The organism is Jatrophihabitans telluris (assembly GCF_023516435.1).
GTDB lineage: Bacteria > Actinomycetota > Actinomycetes > Mycobacteriales > Jatrophihabitantaceae > Jatrophihabitans_A > Jatrophihabitans_A telluris.
Genome location: NZ_CP097332.1, coordinates 29,206 through 45,934, shown reverse-complemented (window position 1 = coordinate 45,934; position 16,729 = coordinate 29,206). Strand labels below are relative to the sequence as shown.

The 16,729-nt window shown below is 68.7% G+C and carries 12 protein-coding genes; 7 read left to right on the top strand and 5 right to left on the bottom strand.

Annotated features, from left to right (window positions below):
- Positions 1–186: 186 nt before the first annotated feature.
- The 3 genes from M6D93_RS00175 to M6D93_RS00165 all read left to right on the top strand — a co-directional run bounded on the left by M6D93_RS00175 (position 187) and on the right by M6D93_RS00165 (position 4,324).
- Complete coding sequence (locus tag M6D93_RS00175; RefSeq protein ID WP_249771931.1) at positions 187–792, top strand: dihydrofolate reductase family protein; 606 nt, start codon at positions 187–189, stop codon at positions 790–792.
- Positions 793–952: 160 nt separating this feature from the next.
- Positions 953–1,639, top strand: coding sequence for a DUF1345 domain-containing protein (locus M6D93_RS00170; RefSeq protein ID WP_249771929.1), 687 nt, complete (start codon positions 953–955; stop codon positions 1,637–1,639).
- An 84-nt stretch (positions 1,640–1,723) separates the two neighbouring features.
- On the top strand, positions 1,724–4,324 hold the full coding sequence (locus M6D93_RS00165) for an EAL domain-containing protein (protein WP_249771927.1): 2,601 nt from the start codon (positions 1,724–1,726) through the stop codon (positions 4,322–4,324).
- 25 nt (positions 4,325–4,349) lie between these two features.
- Here M6D93_RS00165 and M6D93_RS00160 read toward each other — a convergent pair whose 3' ends face one another.
- Complete coding sequence (locus tag M6D93_RS00160; protein ID WP_249771925.1) at positions 4,350–4,850, bottom strand: hemerythrin domain-containing protein; 501 nt, start codon at positions 4,848–4,850, stop codon at positions 4,350–4,352.
- Between the two features lie 88 nt (positions 4,851–4,938).
- Here M6D93_RS00160 and M6D93_RS00155 point away from each other — a divergent pair, with 88 nt between their 5' ends.
- On the top strand, positions 4,939–5,394 hold the full coding sequence (locus M6D93_RS00155; RefSeq protein ID WP_249771923.1) for an ankyrin repeat domain-containing protein: 456 nt from the start codon (positions 4,939–4,941) through the stop codon (positions 5,392–5,394).
- Between the two features lie 58 nt (positions 5,395–5,452).
- Here M6D93_RS00155 and M6D93_RS00150 read toward each other — a convergent pair whose 3' ends face one another.
- From M6D93_RS00150 to M6D93_RS00135, 4 genes are all read right to left on the bottom strand, one after another.
- Entirely contained in the window at positions 5,453–7,564 is a 2,112-nt protein-coding gene (locus M6D93_RS00150; RefSeq protein ID WP_283818616.1) for a catalase, read from the bottom strand.
- A gap of 104 nt (positions 7,565–7,668) precedes the next feature.
- Positions 7,669–8,466 carry a GAF and ANTAR domain-containing protein gene (locus M6D93_RS00145; protein WP_249771921.1) on the bottom strand — a complete coding sequence of 266 codons (798 nt, stop codon included), beginning with the start codon at positions 8,464–8,466 and terminating at the stop codon, positions 7,669–7,671.
- A 121-nt stretch (positions 8,467–8,587) separates the two neighbouring features.
- Positions 8,588–9,505, bottom strand: coding sequence for an SDR family NAD(P)-dependent oxidoreductase (locus tag M6D93_RS00140; RefSeq protein WP_249771919.1), 918 nt, complete (start codon positions 9,503–9,505; stop codon positions 8,588–8,590).
- Complete coding sequence (locus M6D93_RS00135; protein WP_249771917.1) at positions 9,502–10,686, bottom strand: zinc-dependent alcohol dehydrogenase; 1,185 nt, start codon at positions 10,684–10,686, stop codon at positions 9,502–9,504. Before M6D93_RS00135 ends, M6D93_RS00140 begins: the two co-directional genes overlap by 4 nt.
- Positions 10,687–11,017: 331 nt before the next feature.
- Between M6D93_RS00135 and M6D93_RS00130 the strand changes: the two genes are divergently transcribed.
- The 3 genes from M6D93_RS00130 (at position 11,018) to M6D93_RS00120 (ending at position 16,692) form a co-directional block, all read left to right on the top strand.
- On the top strand, positions 11,018–12,706 hold the full coding sequence (locus M6D93_RS00130; protein ID WP_249771915.1) for a S8 family serine peptidase: 1,689 nt from the start codon (positions 11,018–11,020) through the stop codon (positions 12,704–12,706).
- Positions 12,652–15,264: a putative bifunctional diguanylate cyclase/phosphodiesterase gene (locus M6D93_RS00125; RefSeq protein ID WP_347343712.1), complete on the top strand. Its 2,613-nt coding sequence runs from the start codon at positions 12,652–12,654 to the stop codon at positions 15,262–15,264. The genes M6D93_RS00130 and M6D93_RS00125 overlap by 55 nt, the downstream gene beginning before the upstream one ends.
- Positions 15,265–15,396: 132 nt before the next feature.
- Positions 15,397–16,692 (top strand): diguanylate cyclase domain-containing protein, encoded by a 1,296-nt coding sequence (locus tag M6D93_RS00120; RefSeq protein WP_249771913.1) that lies wholly within the window; start codon positions 15,397–15,399, stop codon positions 16,690–16,692.
- Positions 16,693–16,729 lie beyond the last annotated feature (37 nt).

Sequence of the window (16,729 nt, the reverse complement as noted above, 5' to 3'; positions counted from 1 at the left end):
ACGGGCCGGGCTATCCCATTCGGGACAAGGATCGGCGAACAACAACACCCCGGCGGGTTAACACGTTCACATGCACGTGTGGTCCAGATCAGGGCAAGGACGCACGAGGCACTGTTATCGTCCGCTCGAGCGTTTGCAGGCCGCGGCCACGAGCTTGCAAGGCTGAGGCCCCCAGAGGAGTTCACCGTGCCGGACACCACCTGCCACATGTCGATTTCGCTGGACGGCTTCGTTGCCGGCCCGGACCAGAGCCGGGACGACCCGCTGGGCAAGCGGGGCGCTGAGCTGCACGGGTGGCACATCGGGGACCCGCGGGCGACCGAGGCGGACAGGATCGCGGCCGGTTGGCTGATGCGCCCCCGCGGTGCGTACGTGATGGGGCGCAACATGTTCGGTCCCGTCCGCGGTGAGTGGGACGAGCAGTGGCTCGGTTGGTGGGGCGCCGAACCGCCCTATCATGCGCCGGTTTTCGTGCTGACCCACCACAGTCGTGAGCCCATCGAGATGGACGGGGGGACCACGTTCCACTTCGTGACGGGTGGCTTCGACGCGGCCTACTCCGCGGCCTGTGAGGCGGCCGGCGAACGCGGCGTGGACATCGCGGGAGGGGCCTGGACCGTCCGGCAGGCGCTGCACGCCGGTGTGATCGACGAGCTCACCCTCGACATCGCGCCCGTCCTGCTCGGCTCTGGGGAGCGCATCTTCGACGGGATCGAGTCCTTCGGCTTCGAGCCCGCCGAGGTCCTGCATTCGCCGATCTCCACGCACATCCGCTACCGCCGGGTCGCCTGATCGTGCCCCCTTCGGCGGGCCGGCGGGCGGGGCAAGCCCACCGTCGCTTCCGGATCTCGGAGTAGCTGCCCACCCGGTCAGATGTAAGACACGTGTGGACACCAGCCCGTTCTGCCGCAGGTTGGCCACCCCGCCGTCCCCGGACTGGGACAGTGAGGCCATGCCATCGTCCAATCGCCGGGCCACCGGTGGAAACACCCCGGTTCGCTGGGTTACGAGTGTCCGTCTCGGCGTCGCGTTCGCGGTCGGCCTCGCGGTCGGGCTGCTGCTCGCCGTGCTCGGCGCGGCCCGGTACGCACCCGCGGTCGGCTGGGACGCCGCCGCTGCCACGCTGCTGCTCTGGACCTGGCTGGTGATCCTGCCGATGGGCTCGGACAAGACCGCCGAGCACGCGACGCGGGAGGATCCCACCGGGCCGGTGGCGGACGTGGTGCTGCTGGCCGCATCCGTGGTGAGCCTGGCGGCCGTCGGCTTCTTCCTGCTGCAGGCGAGCTCGGCCAAGGGATCGGCCCAGGACGTCCTCGCCGGCGTCGGGGTCGGCACCGTGGTGTTGTCCTGGCTCGTCGTGCACACCGTCTTCACCCTGCGCTACGCCAAGCTGTACTACACCGGCCGGGACGGCGGCATCGACTTCAACCAGAGCACCCCGCCGCGGTACACCGATTTCGCCTACGTTGCCTTCACTATCGGAATGACCTTCCAGGTGTCGGACACGGACCTGCAGACTCCGGCCATCCGCGCCACGGCGTTGCGCCAGGCGCTGTTGTCCTACCTCTTCGGTGCCGTGATCCTGGCCACGAGCATCAACCTCGTCGCGGGTCTGGCGAGCAGCTCCGGCGGCGGCTGACCGACCGGCCGCGCGGGCTACGCTGCTTCTAGCTACTGTCAGGGCAGTATCTAGAACCCATTGGCTTCCAGGGAGACGCTCGCCATGGCATCACCGGCCGAAGCCGAACGCCTTGATGCCCTGCACCGGTTGAGCATTCTGGAGACCGATCGCGAGGACGTTTTCGACGACCTGGCCAAACTGGCCGCGGTCATCTGCGCCAAGCCGATCGGGGCGATCAGCCTGGTCGACACCGACCGGCTGTGGTTCAAGGCGATCACGGGACTGGCCGCGTCCGAGGCCCCGCGGGTCTCGTCCTTGTGCTCCTACGTCACGCAGGTGGCGCGCGGTCCGCTCGTGGTGGCCGATGCGGCCGAGGACCCACGATTTCGCGACCACGCCTTCGTCGCGGGTGGCCCGAACATCCGCTTCTACGCCGGAGCCCCGATCGTCACCGGCAACGGGCACATTCTCGGCACGGTCTGCGTGGCCGACACCGTGCCCGGATCGATCACCGACGAACAGTTGTGGATTCTGACCACGCTCGCCGGCCAGGCCAAGCGGCTCATCGAGAGCCGTGCCGCTCAGCACCTGCTCAACGAGGCCCGTTCGGCCATCGACGCCATCGTCAGCATCGATGCCGCCGGCACGGTGGTCTCGTTCAACGACGGCGCCGCCGCGATGTTCGGCCATCACCGGGACGTGGTGCTGGGCCGGTCGGTGACCCTGCTCATCCCGCCCGGCTTCGTGGACGCCCACCTGGCCGGTCTGGAGCGGGCACGCACCGGCGGCCGGACGAGCCTGATCGGCGCCACGGTTGACGTCCGAGCGTTGCGCCACGATGGTCGGGAGTTTCCCGTCGAGCTGTCGTTGTCGAGCTGGGAGCGCGACGGCAAACAGTTCTACACGGCCGTCATGCGCGACGTCAGCGCCCCGCGCCGGTCGAGCGCGATCCAGGCGCTGATGAAGCGCTCCGCCGCCCTGGCGAACAACTCGACGACGCTGGGCCAGGCCTTCCCGCAGGTCGTGGAAGAACTCGCCCAGTTCTGCGGCGAGGGCATCGTGCGGGCCTGGTTGGCCGAGGACCGCGCCCTGGCGGCACAGCTCCTGCACACCACCGGCCGGCTCGTCCTCCATCCGCTGCGCCCCGGCGATCTCGCCGTGGCCCCGGTGCCCGCCGTCGAGGCCGTCGATGCCGACGGGATCGCGGCGCTGGAGACGGCGACAGGGGTGCAGCTGCTCGCGCCGGTGCGCGTCGATCTGGCCACCTGCGCACTGATCGCGCTCGAGGGCCCCCCGGAGCTGATAGCGGACACGGAGCTGCGGGCGGCCGTGGCTCAGATCGCCACCGACCTGGCCCACGTCGCACAGCGGGAGCGAACCGTTCAGCTCACGCTGCGGGCGCTGACCGATCCGCTGACGGGCCTGGCCAACCGCCGCAGCGTGCTCGAGACGCTGCGTACCCGGATGGACTCCCGCGCCGGCGACGTCACCGGTGCGCTGCTGTTTCTCGACCTGGACCGCTTCAAGAACGTCAACGACTCGCTCGGCCACGCCGTCGGGGACCAGGTGCTCAAGGCCGTCGCCGCTCGGTTGACGTCGCTGCTTCGGCCGGGGGATCAGCTGGCGCGGATGGGTGGGGACGAGTTCGTCGTGCTGTGCAGTCCGGACGTCAGCGGTGCGGAGTCCGCAGCCGCGGTCGCGGGCCGGCTGGTGGACGGATTGCACGAACCGTTCTCGGTGAACTCGACGGCGGTCTATCTCGGCGCGAGTATCGGAATCGCCCTGCTGCGCGCCGGAATCAGTGCCGACACCGCGCTGCGACAGGCCGACATCGCGATGTACCGCGCCAAGGACGGGGGCGGCAATCGCGCTGCCGTCTTCGATTCCGACATGGACCGCCGCTTCCGGCGGCGTCTGGACACCGACAGCGCCCTGCATCAGGCGATCGGAACCGACCAGCTCCTGGCGCACTTTCAGCCCATCGTCGATCCGGGCGACCGGTCCGTGCTCGGCTTCGAGGCGTTGATCCGCTGGAACCGTCCGGGGCACGGCCTCGTGCAGCCGGACGAGTTCATCCCGCTGGCGCAGGAGAACGGGCTCATCGTCGCGATCGGTCGCCAGATGCTTCGCTCGGCCTGCCAGGCGCTCATCGAATGGACGGCAACGACGGAATCGCTGCGCGCGTGCTACGTCTCGGTCAACGTCGCGGCGGCCGAACTGCACGACGACTACCACGACCGCGTGCTGCAGATCCTGGACGAGACCGGGCTGCCGCCCGAACGGCTGGTCCTGGAAATCACGGAGAGCGCCCTGCTCACCGACATCGATCGCACCCGGCAGATTCTGGAGAAGCTGCGCGTCGCGGGCGTGCGGGTAGCCCTCGATGATTTCGGAACCGGCTACTCGTCCCTGAGCTATCTGCGCCAGCTGCCCGTGGACATCATCAAGATCGACCGCAGCTTCATCGGCCCGCTGACCACGACGCCTCGGGCCGCCGCGCTGCTCGATGTCGTGCTCAACCTGGCCGAGGCCCTTGAGTTGAGTGTCGTCGCCGAGGGAGTCGAGACCGCCGAGCAGGCCGCCGCGCTGGATCTGAGGGGGTGCCGGTCGGTTCAGGGCTACCACTTCGGCCGACCCGTCGCGCCCGAGCGCATGACCGCCCAGCTCGGCCTCGACGAGCGGAACCGGGCTGTTCTGATCTGACCGGAAGTCGGCGGCTGAGCCTCGGCTACTTGACGACGGCGTCGATGGTCTTCTTGAGGGCACTGGGCTGCGCGGGGCTCCGGGGAGCCTTCTTCTTCGCGGCCAGCAATCGCTCGCCCATCTCGGCCAGTTGCTTACGTCCCAGCCCGGCCCGCACCTTCGGGAACCAGTCTTCTTCCTCTTCCTCGATGTGGTGCGTGACGTTCTCGATCAGGACCGTGGTCTTGGCGTCGAAGCGTTCGGCGTCGGGCTTGAGGGCGGCCAGCTCCATGACGAGCACGTCGGCCACGTGGTGCTCCTCGTACGACTCGAGGACGTCGTCTTCGAGATCGGGCAACAACCGGCGGACCTCCGGGTACATGATCTCGTTCTCGATATAGGTGTGCACGGTCAGCAGTTCGATCATCTTCTCGACCAGGCGTCCCTTGGTGACGGTGGCGTCCTCGCCCGCCTGCTGGAACTGCTTGAACAAGCTCTTGATCTCTTTGTGGTCTGCCTTGAGCAGGACGATCGCATCGGTGGACATGGCTGGCAGCCTCATTCGGTTGATGGGCCGCGCGCTGCTGGGCGACAAGGGCCAACCCTAGCGCGTATGCGTTGCCTACAGTGACGGTATGGGTTACGAGGAGCAGCACGACCGCCGAGCTGAGGGCAGCGATGACTCCGACGACGTTCTCACCGTGCTCCGCGAAGCATTCGACGTCGCCCGCCGCGGAGACGTCGCCCGGTTGTCCGCCCTGCTCGACGCCGGTGTTCCCGCCGATCTCACGAACAGCCACGGGGACAGCTTGCTGATCCTGTCGGCCTATCACCTGCACGCGGGCACGGTCGCGCTCCTGCTCGACCGAGGCGCGGACGTCGAGCGGGTGAACGACAACGGCCAGAGCGCGCTGGCCGCTGCGGTGTTCCGGCGGAACGTCGTTCTGGTCGAGATGTTGCTCGCGGCCGGCGCCCAAGCCGACACCGGGACACGTTCGGCCCGCGAGGTGGCCACGTTCTTCGAGCTCACGGACATGAGCGCGGTGCTCGACCTGCACGCGCAAGCGCTGAGACAGGACACGCCGGAGTGAGGGCACAGGTGAGCCCGGCCGGCCCTCCACGCTGAGGACCAGCCGGGCAGCGTGGGGGTCAGACCGCGGGCGGAACCGCAGAGGCCATGACCACGTCGGCGCGGGCCCAGACCCGGTGCAACCCGAGTGCGGCCGCGAGTTGCTTGACGAACGCCGAGTCGACGGCCGATCCCACGCTCACGCCGGGACCGTCCAACGGAATCCCCGCCGAGACAAGGACATTCCCGCCGTCACCCCATGCCGCCAGAGCCTTGCAGTGGCGGTAAGCCTCCTGCAGCAGCACCACCAGCTTGAGATCGCCCGTCGGGGTCGTCCCATCGGCCACCAGCACCGTGTCGAATTCGATCGAGCGGGTCGTCAGCAGTGTCCGTTCGACGACGACCTGAGTACGTCCCTTCTTCAGCATGCCGCCGTGCGGGGCGATGACGAGCACCGTCGCGCCCAGGCGTGCCGCTGCCTTGCTGAGCTTGTTGATCCCGGCCAGGTCGGAACCGTCGTCGGCGATCACGCCGATCTTGCGACCGGCGATGGGTCCCGGAGTCGTCACGATCTGGCTCAGGGCGGGGGAGGCGACGACGTCGACGGCCGGGTTTCCCTTGGGGGCCGGCAGCCCGAGACCCGCGGCTACCTGCGCGCAGAGGTCGGCATCGACGTTGGCCAGCACCGCCAACTCCCGCTCCTTGATCGCCTGCTCGTAGACCTTGCCCAGTTCGAAGGTGAACGCCTCGACGAGGTGGCTCTGCTCGAGGGGACTGAGGCTCTGGAAGAACAACGTCGCCTGGGAGAAGTGGTCCTCGAACGAGGCCGGGCTCTGTCGCACCACGGAGCCCTCGACGAGTCGAGCGACCTGGACGTAGCCGCCCTCAGCCTCGCTCGCGACCTCGGGCGCTCCGCCGTCGATGCTGTTCGGCCGGTAGGGCGCGATCCCGGTGTGTATCGCCGTCTGGTGCATGCCGTCGCGCAGCATGTCGTTGACCGGCGCGTGTGGCCGATTGATCGGCAGCTGTGCGAAGTTCGGGCCGCCCAGCCGGGTGAGCTGGGTGTCCAGGTAGGAGAACAGCCGTGCCTGCATAAGCGGATCGTTGGTGACCTCGATGCCCGGCACGAGGTGACCGGTATGGAAGGCGACCTGCTCGGTCTCGGCGAAGTAGTTGGTCGGATTGCGGTTCAGGGTGAGTTTGCCGACGAGTTGCACCGGTACGAGTTCCTCGGGGACTAGCTTCGTCGGATCGAGCAGGTCGATTCCGGCGTAGCTGTCGGTGCCGTCGTCCGGCATGATCTGCAGGCCGAGTTCGTACTCCAGATAGGCACCGGCCTCGATGCCGTCGGCCATGTCGCGGCGGTGGAAGTCGGGATCGCAGCCCGCTGCGATCTGGGCTTCCTCCCACACCAGCGAGTGCACACCGGCGAGCGGCTTCCAGTGGAACTTGACCAGACTGGTGGCGCCGTCAGCGTTGACCAACCGGAAGGTGTGGACGCCGAAGCCCTCCATCGTCCGGAGCGAGCGAGGGATCCCGCGGTCGCTCATGTTCCACATGACGTGGTGAGTGGCCTCGGTGTGCAGTGAGACGAAGTCCCAGAAGGTGTCGTGCGCCGACTGGGCCTGGGGAATCTCCCGGTCGGGCTGGGGCTTCGCCGCGTGGATGATGTCGGGGAACTTGATGCCGTCCTGGATGAAGAACACCGGCATGTTGTTGCCGACCAGGTCGAACGTTCCTTCGTCGGTGTAGAACTTCACCGCGAAGCCGCGGGTGTCGCGGACGGTGTCGGCTGACCCGCGCGAGCCCAGGACGGTGGAGAAGCGGACGAAGACGTCGGTCGTTCGCCCTTTGTTCGCGAGGAACCCGGCCTTGGTCACCGACGCGGCGGTGCCGTAGGACACGAAGATTCCGTGCGCGGCCGCCCCACGGGCGTGGACGACCCGCTCGGGGATGCGCTCGTGGTCGAAGTGGGTGATCTTCTCGCGGAGGTGGAAATCCTCCAGCAGGGTCGGGCCCCGGCTGCCGGCCTTGAGCGAGTGATCGGTGTCGGGAAGGCGAACGCCCTGCGCGGTGGTCAGGTACTCACCCGCTTGGGCTCGCGGCTCGCCGGTGCTGAGGGCGGTTTCGGCTTTGCCCGTGGGGCTGGTCGCGGCAGGCGCGGACTGATCGGGTTTGCGGCGGGGAGGCATGGCTGCTCCGGACGATAGAACCGAGGCGATTGTCTTCACCCGTGCTCGACGCTAGTCCATCGGTGGTGGGCTGTCACCCGATCCGACCGGCGCGCGGGGGTGTCTCAGCTTCCGGGCAACGCACCCGTGGTCACGAAAACCCTTGCCACGTCGGCCAATTTCTCGTTCGTCGTCTGGGACGCGCCGATCAACAGGTCGAAGGCCATGGTGCTGGTGATCCGGTGCCGTTCCATGAGAATGCCCTTCGCCTGGCCGATCACATCGCGATTGACCAGAGCCTGCTTGAGCTGGGTGGTACGGGTGGCATCGGCCAGCGCGAGCGCCGCCAGCGTCGCGAACAACCGCACCAGCCTGATATCGCGGGCGGCGTAGGCGTCAATCTGGCGGGAATACAAGCTCAAGGTCCCGACCCGGTGCTGTTCGACCCACAACGGAACGCACACCATGCTGCCGATCCCGAGCTTCTCCGCGGTCGGGACGACGTCGGGCCACCGGTCCTCGGTCTGCATATCGGTGATGACGATTTCCGCCTGTTGCCGGGCGGCGTCCAGGCAGGGACCGGTGCCGAGTTCGCGCTGGAGCATGTCCAGGGTGTGCGGCGGTTCGCCCAGTGTCGCCTGTGGCTCCAACTCGCCGCGCACGAGCAGGATCAGCCCGGCGTAGTCAGCGGCCTCGACGGTGTCGACCGCGCTGCGGACCACCGCGTCCAGGGTGGGTTGCAATTCCGCGTTCGGGACGTGCAGTGCCCGAGCGAGCCGGTCGAGGTTGGCCACGGCGGCCTCGTCCAGTTCGGCCAGGTCCGCCGAACTCGGCGGGGCGGAGAACGGGTCGGCAGCGGGCCAGCGGGATCGGGCGATCTCCGAAGCCGGCTGCCGAGCAGGGTTCTGCTCAGGGGATGACATCGTCCTACCGCCGTCCGTGTCGCCCGGGCTGTTGCCGGACGTGAGCCTCTGTCGGACTCGGCACCAGCCTATGCTCCCGGTTCGGGCCGCGACCGAGGGCTGTGCCGCACCGGCCCCCGTCTCAGTGGCGGGAGATGTCCCAGCGCCGTGGCCACCGCCCGTGTTCGCCTTCACTGTCGGGCAGCGGTTCGTGCACGTTGCCCGCGGTCGGAGCGAGCGTGGTCTTCGTCAGCGCACCGACCCGGAACAGCGGGCCCACCAAGGCCGAATAGACCTTGGGCAGCAGCCGGAATCCGAGGATCGTGATCGGGTTCGCCAGCCCGACCGAGATCCGGTCACGGGGATGATCGGCACACCGGAGGATCGCGGCGGCGACCTTCTCCGGCGGATCGACCGGGATCGGGGGCCGTGCGGCCGTCCCGGTGTAATTGGCGGCCTGGTAGTAGATCGGGGTGTCGACCCCACCTGGCACGACCGAACACACCCGGATCCGTGGCGCGTCGCGGGTCTCGAGCTGCCAGGTGCGCAGCATCGCGGCCTGCGCCCACTTGGCGGTCGCGTAGGCACCCATCGACGGCGCGACGATCGCTCCGACGAGGGAGTTGACCACGATCAGCGTGCCCCGTTTCTGCTTGCGGAACAGGCCGATCGACGCCTGGCCCACGACCAGGGTTCCGGTGACCGCTGTGTCCACCACGGCGGTGAACACGTCCTGGGGAAGCTCCTCCAGCTGTCCGTAGGCCATGACGGTCGCGGTGTGCACCACCACGTCGATGCGCCCGTGGTCATCGACCAGGTCGCTGACGATCCCGGCGATCGCAGTGGCGTCGCGGGCATCGGCCGGAGCCACCCGTACCGATCCCGCGCCGGCGGCCCGGCACTGGGCGGCGGCCGCTTCGAGCGTCGGCCGGCTGCGCGAGACCAGGACGAGGTGGGCGCCGCGGCCGGCGAAGGCGCGGGCCGTGGCCAATCCGATTCCGCTGGAGGCGCCGACGATGAGCACGACCTGGGCGTTCGAGGTGTCCTGGAGATCGGTCACGGCTGCAGGATCACCTTGATGCAACCGTCGGTCTTGTCGCGGAACATCTCGTACGCGGCGGGGGCATCGGCCAGGGGAAGACGGTGGGTCGTCAGCTGTCGGGTGCCCAGCGGATCGCTGTCGTCGGCGACCAGGGGAAGGAGGTCCTCGATCCAGCGCTTGACGTGGGCCTGCCCCATCCGCAGTTGGATACCGCGGTCGAACATCTCCATCATCGGCATCGGGTCGATCTCGCCACCGTAGACGCCGCTGACCGAGACCGTGCCGCCCCGACGTACTCCCTTGATCGCCGCGTGCAGTGCCTCCAGGCGATCGAGGGCGAACTTGTCCGTGACCTTCTGCGCGACGGCGTCCGGAAGCAAACCGGTGAGCTTCTGCGCGAGCGCGACCGGACGGTTCCCGTGCGCCTCCATGCCCACCGCGTCGATGACGGCGTCCGGCCCTCGGCCGTCCACCAGCTCGATCAGCGCGTCGGCGACGTTGTCGACCTGGCTGAAGTCCAGCGTCTCGATCCCGAAGCGAGCGGCCAGGGCCAGCCGTTCGGGCACCATATCGACGCCGATGACGCGTTCGGCGCCCTGATGCAGGGCGATCCGGGCCGCGAACTGTCCCACCGGGCCGAGTCCGAGGACCGCCACCGTGCCGCCGGGCGGGACGTCGGCGTACTGAACGGCCTGCCACGCGGTGGGCAGGATGTCGGACAGGAACAGGTACTGCTCGTCCGGCGGGCCGTCTGGGATCTTGATCGGGCCGAACTGAGCCTGCGGTACGCGCAGGTATTCGGCCTGGCCGCCGGGCACCGAGCCGTAGAGAGAGGTGTAGCCGAACAGGCTGGCGCCCTTGCCCTGGCTGCGGACCTGGGTCGTCTCGCACTGGGCGAAGAGGCCGCGCCGGCACATCCAGCAATGGCCGCAGGAGATGTTGAACGGCACCACGACGCGGTCGCCCACGCGAAGGTTGCCGGTCTCGCTGCCGACCTCCTCGACAACGCCCATCGCCTCGTGCCCGAGCACGTCGCCGGGCTTGAGGTAGGGGCCGAGGACGCCGTACAGGTGCAGGTCCGAGCCGCAGATCGCCGTGGAGGTCACGCGGACGATGGAGTCCGTCGGCTCCTGGATCCTCGGATCGGGGACGTCGATGACGTCGACCTTCTCGTTGGCCTGCCAGGTGAGTGCTTTCATGTCTGGTCTCCTCAAGGAGCGATGTCGTCGCGCGGGCGTGCGGGCTGTTGGCCGCACGCGAGCGCACAAGATCAGCCGCAGACATCCATCCCGGGAGCCAGGCCGACGCCGATCGTCGGCTGGGATTGAGCCGGATTTCCAGTCAAGCACGGCTTTCGTCCGGTTGCCACCACTCCGTACCGGCGGGTGAACAGCGCCCGGTTACCACATCGTTACGATCGGAGACGCTGTGTAGTTGTGGTCTTCGTTAAGCCGGGGTATGTTTCGCCTGAAGTTCGGCTGAGCAGAAGCCGACGTCGGGTCATGACGACTCGTTATCGGGGGGCTACGGATGGCCACGCAGGCAGAATTTCTGAGCACGACACGCTGGGGCAAGAAGGCAGGAATCGTCGCGATTGCGGCCTCTGCCTGCCTCATGTCTGTCGTCGGATCGCACGTCACCGCGCCCGCCTCGACTTCGCAGTCGCCCGTCCTGCACGGGGTCTTCACCGTGGCCAAGTGGGGCGACGACAAGGCGGACAAGGCGGCCAAGGACACCAAGGGCAAGAACGAGGCCAACCTGGACCCGGGCTCGCTGTACACCATCGAGTCCGCGATCGGCGCTCGCACCGTCTGGCAACGGCTGGACTCGCAGAAGCGTCAGATCACCGGCCAGGGTGTCACCGTGGCCCTGCTCGACTCCGGAACCGCGGCGGTGCCGGGATTGGAATCCGCCGGCAAGCTGACCTACGGTCCGGACCTGTCGATCGAGGGCAACGGCAGCCTCACCGACCAGGACACCTTCGGTCACGGCACACACATGGCCGGCATCATCGCCGCCCGGGACGCCGCCACCCTGACCGCGAAGACCATCTCCAAGCTCGATCCCTCCGTCCAGCTGGGCGTAGCCCCCGACGCCGGCCTGCTGTCACTGAAGCTCGCCACGACCGACGGCAGCACCGACGTCAGCCAGGTGATCGCCGCCCTCGACTGGGTCACCGAGCACCAGACCAGCCAGAACGGCTCGAAGGTCCGCGTCGTGAACCTGTCCTTCGGTACCGATTCCGTGCAGTCCTACCAGCTCGATCCCCTGGCGGCCGCGGCGGAGAACGCGTGGCGGCACGGTCTGGTCGTCGTGGTCTCCGGCGGCAACGACGGTAACGGCTTCGGCCGGCTGACCAACCCGGCCCTGGACCCGTACGTCATCGCCGTGGGCGCCTCGGACAACAACCACACCGTCGCGGGCTGGGCCAAGCCGACGGTTGCGGCCTTCTCCAACGGGGGAACCGCCGCACGGCACGTCGATCTGCTGGCCCCCGGTACCTCCGTGGCGTCCCTGCGCGCACCGGGTTCCAACGTCGATGTCAACCACCCCGAGGGCCTCGTCTCCGGTGACACCACCGGGCGGCTGTTCCGCGGCAGTGGAACCAGCCAGGCCGCGGCCGTCGTGTCCGGTTCGGTGGCCCTGCTCCTGCAGGCCTACCCGAACCTGACCCCGGACCAGGTCAAGGCTTTGCTGACCTCGAGCGCAACTCCCGTCGCCGCGAGCGCGCTCTACGCGGGCGCCGGACAGCTCAACATCGACGCGGCCCTGAGCGCCGTGGCCAAGTCCGGCAGCGGATCGGCGTGGAAGGGCATCGGCGGCAAAGACGCGCGGGCTGCCACCCAGGCCTTCGCCACCTCGACCGGCCAGGGGTCGATCAACGCGGCCCGCGGCGGCAACGTTCTCCTCGACGCCAACGGTGTGGCCCTCGACGGCGAAGTGGACGTCCAGGGGCAACCGTGGCGGTCCACGGACTGGTGGAACGCCGCCTCCTCACTGCACGCGTGGTCGGGCGGTCAGTGGCTGGGCACGACCTGGACCGGTCCCGGCTGGGCTCCGGCCGCTGCCAACGGGCTGCAATCGGCCCGCTGGTCCTCGGCGCGCTGGTCCTCAGCCCGCTGGAGCGATGCGGACTGGTCCTCGGCTCGCTGGTCCTCAGCTCGATGGTCGTCCGCGCGCTGGTCGTCCGCGCGCTGGTCAGACCACACCTGGGGCTAGACATGCGTGCCCGGCTGCGTGAGGTCGGATGGAGCGACGGCGTCATCGGCCTGGTCATCGTGCTCGGCGCGGCGGCGATGCTGTGCACGCAGCCACTGCCCCTGCTGGCCTCCGGTATCCCGTTGCCGCTGATGGGCGCTGCCCTGGCCGGTCTGTTCTGCTTCGGCGAACTGTTCCTGATGAACGTCGAGTTCCGCCGGCAGGCGCACTCGTTCACTCTCGCCGGGGTGCCGCTCGTGCTCGGCCTGTTCTTCCTGCCGCCCCTCGTGGTGGTGGCCGCACGGCTGGCCGGATCGCTCGCGGCCTTCGCCTACCAGCGGATCAGCGTCGAGAAGATGCTCTTCAATGGTGCGGCGTACGCGCTCGAACTCGGGATCGACGCATTGTTGCTGGGTCAGCTGCTCGGACATCAGCGGAACCTGACCGCCGGCGTGGCCCTGACCGGGCTGCTCGTGATCTCCGTGGTCGATCAGCTGATGTGCGCGCTGGTGCTCGTCATGATCAGGCTGCATGCCGGTCACGTCGGGGTTCGCGAGGCGTTCGCGGTCTTCGCCCCGGCCGCCGTCCTGAGCGTCGTCTCGACCACGTTCGCGATCGGTGCGACATTGCTGGTCGAACGCGGGCCGCTCGGCTGCGGCGTCGTGACCGTGCTGTCGGTCATCGGAGTCATCGGCTACCGCTCGCACGCGGCCACCCGGCGTCGTCACCAGGCGCTGGCACTGGTTCACGAGTTCGTCGCCGGCGGAGTCGGGGCGAGCTCGCTGGAAGTTCTGGCCGACCAACTGCTGTCCCGGATCCGCACGTTGCTGCGGGCGGCAGCGGTCGAGGTCCTCCTGCCCAACGAGCACGCCCGCACCGGCGAGGCCGACGTCCGCGCCGAAGGGTCTCCCTCCGCGGGCGTCCGGATCTGGATCGGCGAGGACGACCAGTTACAGATCACCCCGGCCAGCGTGAACCTGTCGGACTGGGTACTGGTGCGGGCCCTCACCGACGAGACCCCGATCCTGATCGCCCGCAACACCAAGGACTCCGGCCTGCGGCGGTGGCTGGCCGAGCGCGGTCTGCGGGACGCCATCGTGGTGTCGTTGCCCTCGGGCAAGGGCCTGGTCGGCACATTGACCGTCAGCGATCGACTGGGCGAAACCGCCACGTTCACCAAGGACGACGTCACACTGCTGCAAACGCTGGTGGGCCATCTCGCCGTCGCCGTCGAGAGCACCCGGCTCGTCGAGCGACTCGGTCACGAGGCCACCCATGACTCGTTGACGGGTTTGAACAACCGGGCCTACGTCTCCGATCGCATCGATCTCGTCGAGCGCGCCGGCCGGCAGGCCGCTGTGTTGATGCTCGACCTGAACCGGTTCAAGGAGGTCAACGACGTCCTCGGACACGAGATGGGTGATCGGCTGCTGGTCGCGGTCGGACGACGCCTGCGCGACTGCGCGCCCGCCGGGTCGGTCGTCGCCCGGCTCGGTGGGGACGAGTTCGCCATTCTGCTGACCGACTTCGACGAGGAGCAGGCGCTCGGATTCGCCGCGACCGTCGCCACGGCGATGGCCGTGACCATCCAGTTCGACGAGGCCATGCTCACCCCGGAGGCCAGTATCGGCGTGGCCGTCACCATCGGCGGCCGGGCGGCCGAACTGCTGCGCCGGGCGGACACCGCGATGTACGAGGCCAAGAACAAGGGCGTCACGATCGCGCTGCACACACCGGCGATGGACCAGGGCCGGATCGAACGGCTCGCGCTGCTGGCCGACCTTCGCGTTGCGCTCACCAGCGACCAGAGCCAGTTCGTCCTGCACTACCAGCCCAAGCTCGATCTACGGACGGGGCAGGTCACCGGAGCCGAGGCGCTGGTGCGCTGGAATCACCCGACCCGGGGCACCATCGCCCCGGATGTGTTCATCCCGCTGGCCGAATCGACCGGCCTGATCGAGCAGATCACGCCGCTGGTACTGGACGCGGCCCTGCGGGAGTGCGCGGGCTGGGACGAGGACCTGACGGTCGCGGTGAATCTCTCGGCGCGCAACCTGGCCGACAGTTCGCTGCCGGAGCGGGTCGCGAGCGCCCTGAGTCGGTTCGGGGTTCCCGCTCACCGGCTGATCCTGGAGATCACCGAGAGCAGCGTGATGGGTGATCCGGAGCAGACCATGCCGGTCTTGCACGCGCTGCGGAACCTGGGCACCTGCCTGTCGCTGGACGACTTCGGAACCGGGTACTCCAGCCTGTCCTACCTGCAGCGCCTGCCCGTCGGCGAGGTCAAGATCGACCGCTCGTTCGTGCTCGGCCTGTTCGGCGAGGACGACGCCAGCAGCGTGGCGCTCATTCGCGGGATCACCGGTCTGGCGGCGACGCTGGGCCTGCGCACCGTCGCCGAAGGGATCGAGGACCAGGCGGTCCTGGACGTGCTGCTCGGGCTTGGCTGTGACACCGGCCAGGGTTATCACCTCAGTCGTCCGCTGGCCGCCCCCGCCTTCCGGCAGTGGATCGCGGCCCGAAATCACAGCGCCTACCCAGCGCTGCGGTTGCTGGGCGAGGCCCGCGCGGCACGCTGACCAACTCGGTTGGTCCACCATGCGGCCAGACGGTCGCGCATAAGGCATCATTGTTCGCAGAACGTTCAACAAGCACCAAGCTCACAAGACCGGACAGCCATCCCGGATCGAGCAGCTGAACAGGAGATGGCCTTGTCCAGCAGCGCGCCCAAGCCTGCCCCTCGCTTGGCCGTCGGCCGCTGGCCGATGGTGATCGCCCTGGTCGCTACCGCGGTCCTGGTCACCTGCCAGGCGTTGTCGATGACCGCGTCGTGGGCCAGCGCCCGGTCCGAACGGCAGGCTTCGGCGCACGCCTCGGTGCTGCGCGCGGCGGCCGTCCTGCTGGTCGAGGTCCAGATGGCTGAGAGCGGCCAGCGCGGTTACCTGCTGACCGGGCGCGCGAACTACCTCAGCTCCTACGTCGGCGCCACCGGCGCCATCCCGCGCTCGCTGGCGAACCTGCAGAGTTTGGCGGGCGCCCGCGAGGCGTCGTTGCTCACCGCGATCTCCACCGAGGTCGCGACCAAGACCGCCGAACTGCAACGCACAGTCGCGTTGCGTCAGTCCGGCCGAGTCGGCGATGCCCTGGCGGTGGTCAATACCGGGCAGGGTCAACAGTCCATGGTCCGGCTGACCTCGGACCTGCAGGCTCTGGAAGCCCGCGCCCAGGCACGGTTCGCCACCGCGGACCGTCTCGCCCGCGACACCCGGGCCGCCGCCGTAGCGGCAGCGGCGGTCGGGACCTCGGTCGCGTTGCTCTTCCTGGGAGTGTTGTGCTGGCTCATCGTGCAGCGCCGGCGGCTCGCGCTGGCCAAGGCCGAGTCGGAGACCGACCGGCGCCGATTGCTGGACGAGCTCTCCGAGCTGGCCACCCATGACCCGCTGACCTCTCTTCCCAACCGCCGGTTGCTGCTCGACCGGTTGCAGCACGCGCTCGATCAGCGCGAGCACTCCTGTCTGGCGGTCATGTTCATCGATCTCGACAACTTCAAGCAGGTCAACGACGCACTCGGGCACGCCGCCGGAGACGCGACTCTCGTCGAGGTCAGTGAGAAGATGCGCGCCGCCCTACGTCCTGGCGACACGCTCGGACGGGTCGGCGGGGACGAGTTCGTCGCGATCTGCGAAGGGCTGCACTCGCGCGCCGAGGGTGAGCAACTCGCGCTCCGGCTCCAGCGCACCGCCTCGGCCCAGCCGGCCGCGGAGCTGCTGCCGGTCACCGCCAGCGTGGGTCTCGCCCTGGTCGACTCCACCGACGGGGTGATCGCCGGGCCCAAGTCGACCGGCACCAGCGGCGACAGTGTGCTCGGTGCCGCCGACGCGGCTCTGTACCGCGCGAAGGCCGCCGGCCGCAATCGGGTCGCGATGCACGGCGAGGCCATGGTGCTCTTCGCGGGCATCGATGACGAAGGGCCGCGCAGCCAGCAGGAGTTCAGTTCACCTCGCTGAGCTCTCCCGTCGACTGGTTGAGCCCTCCCCGGTAGTC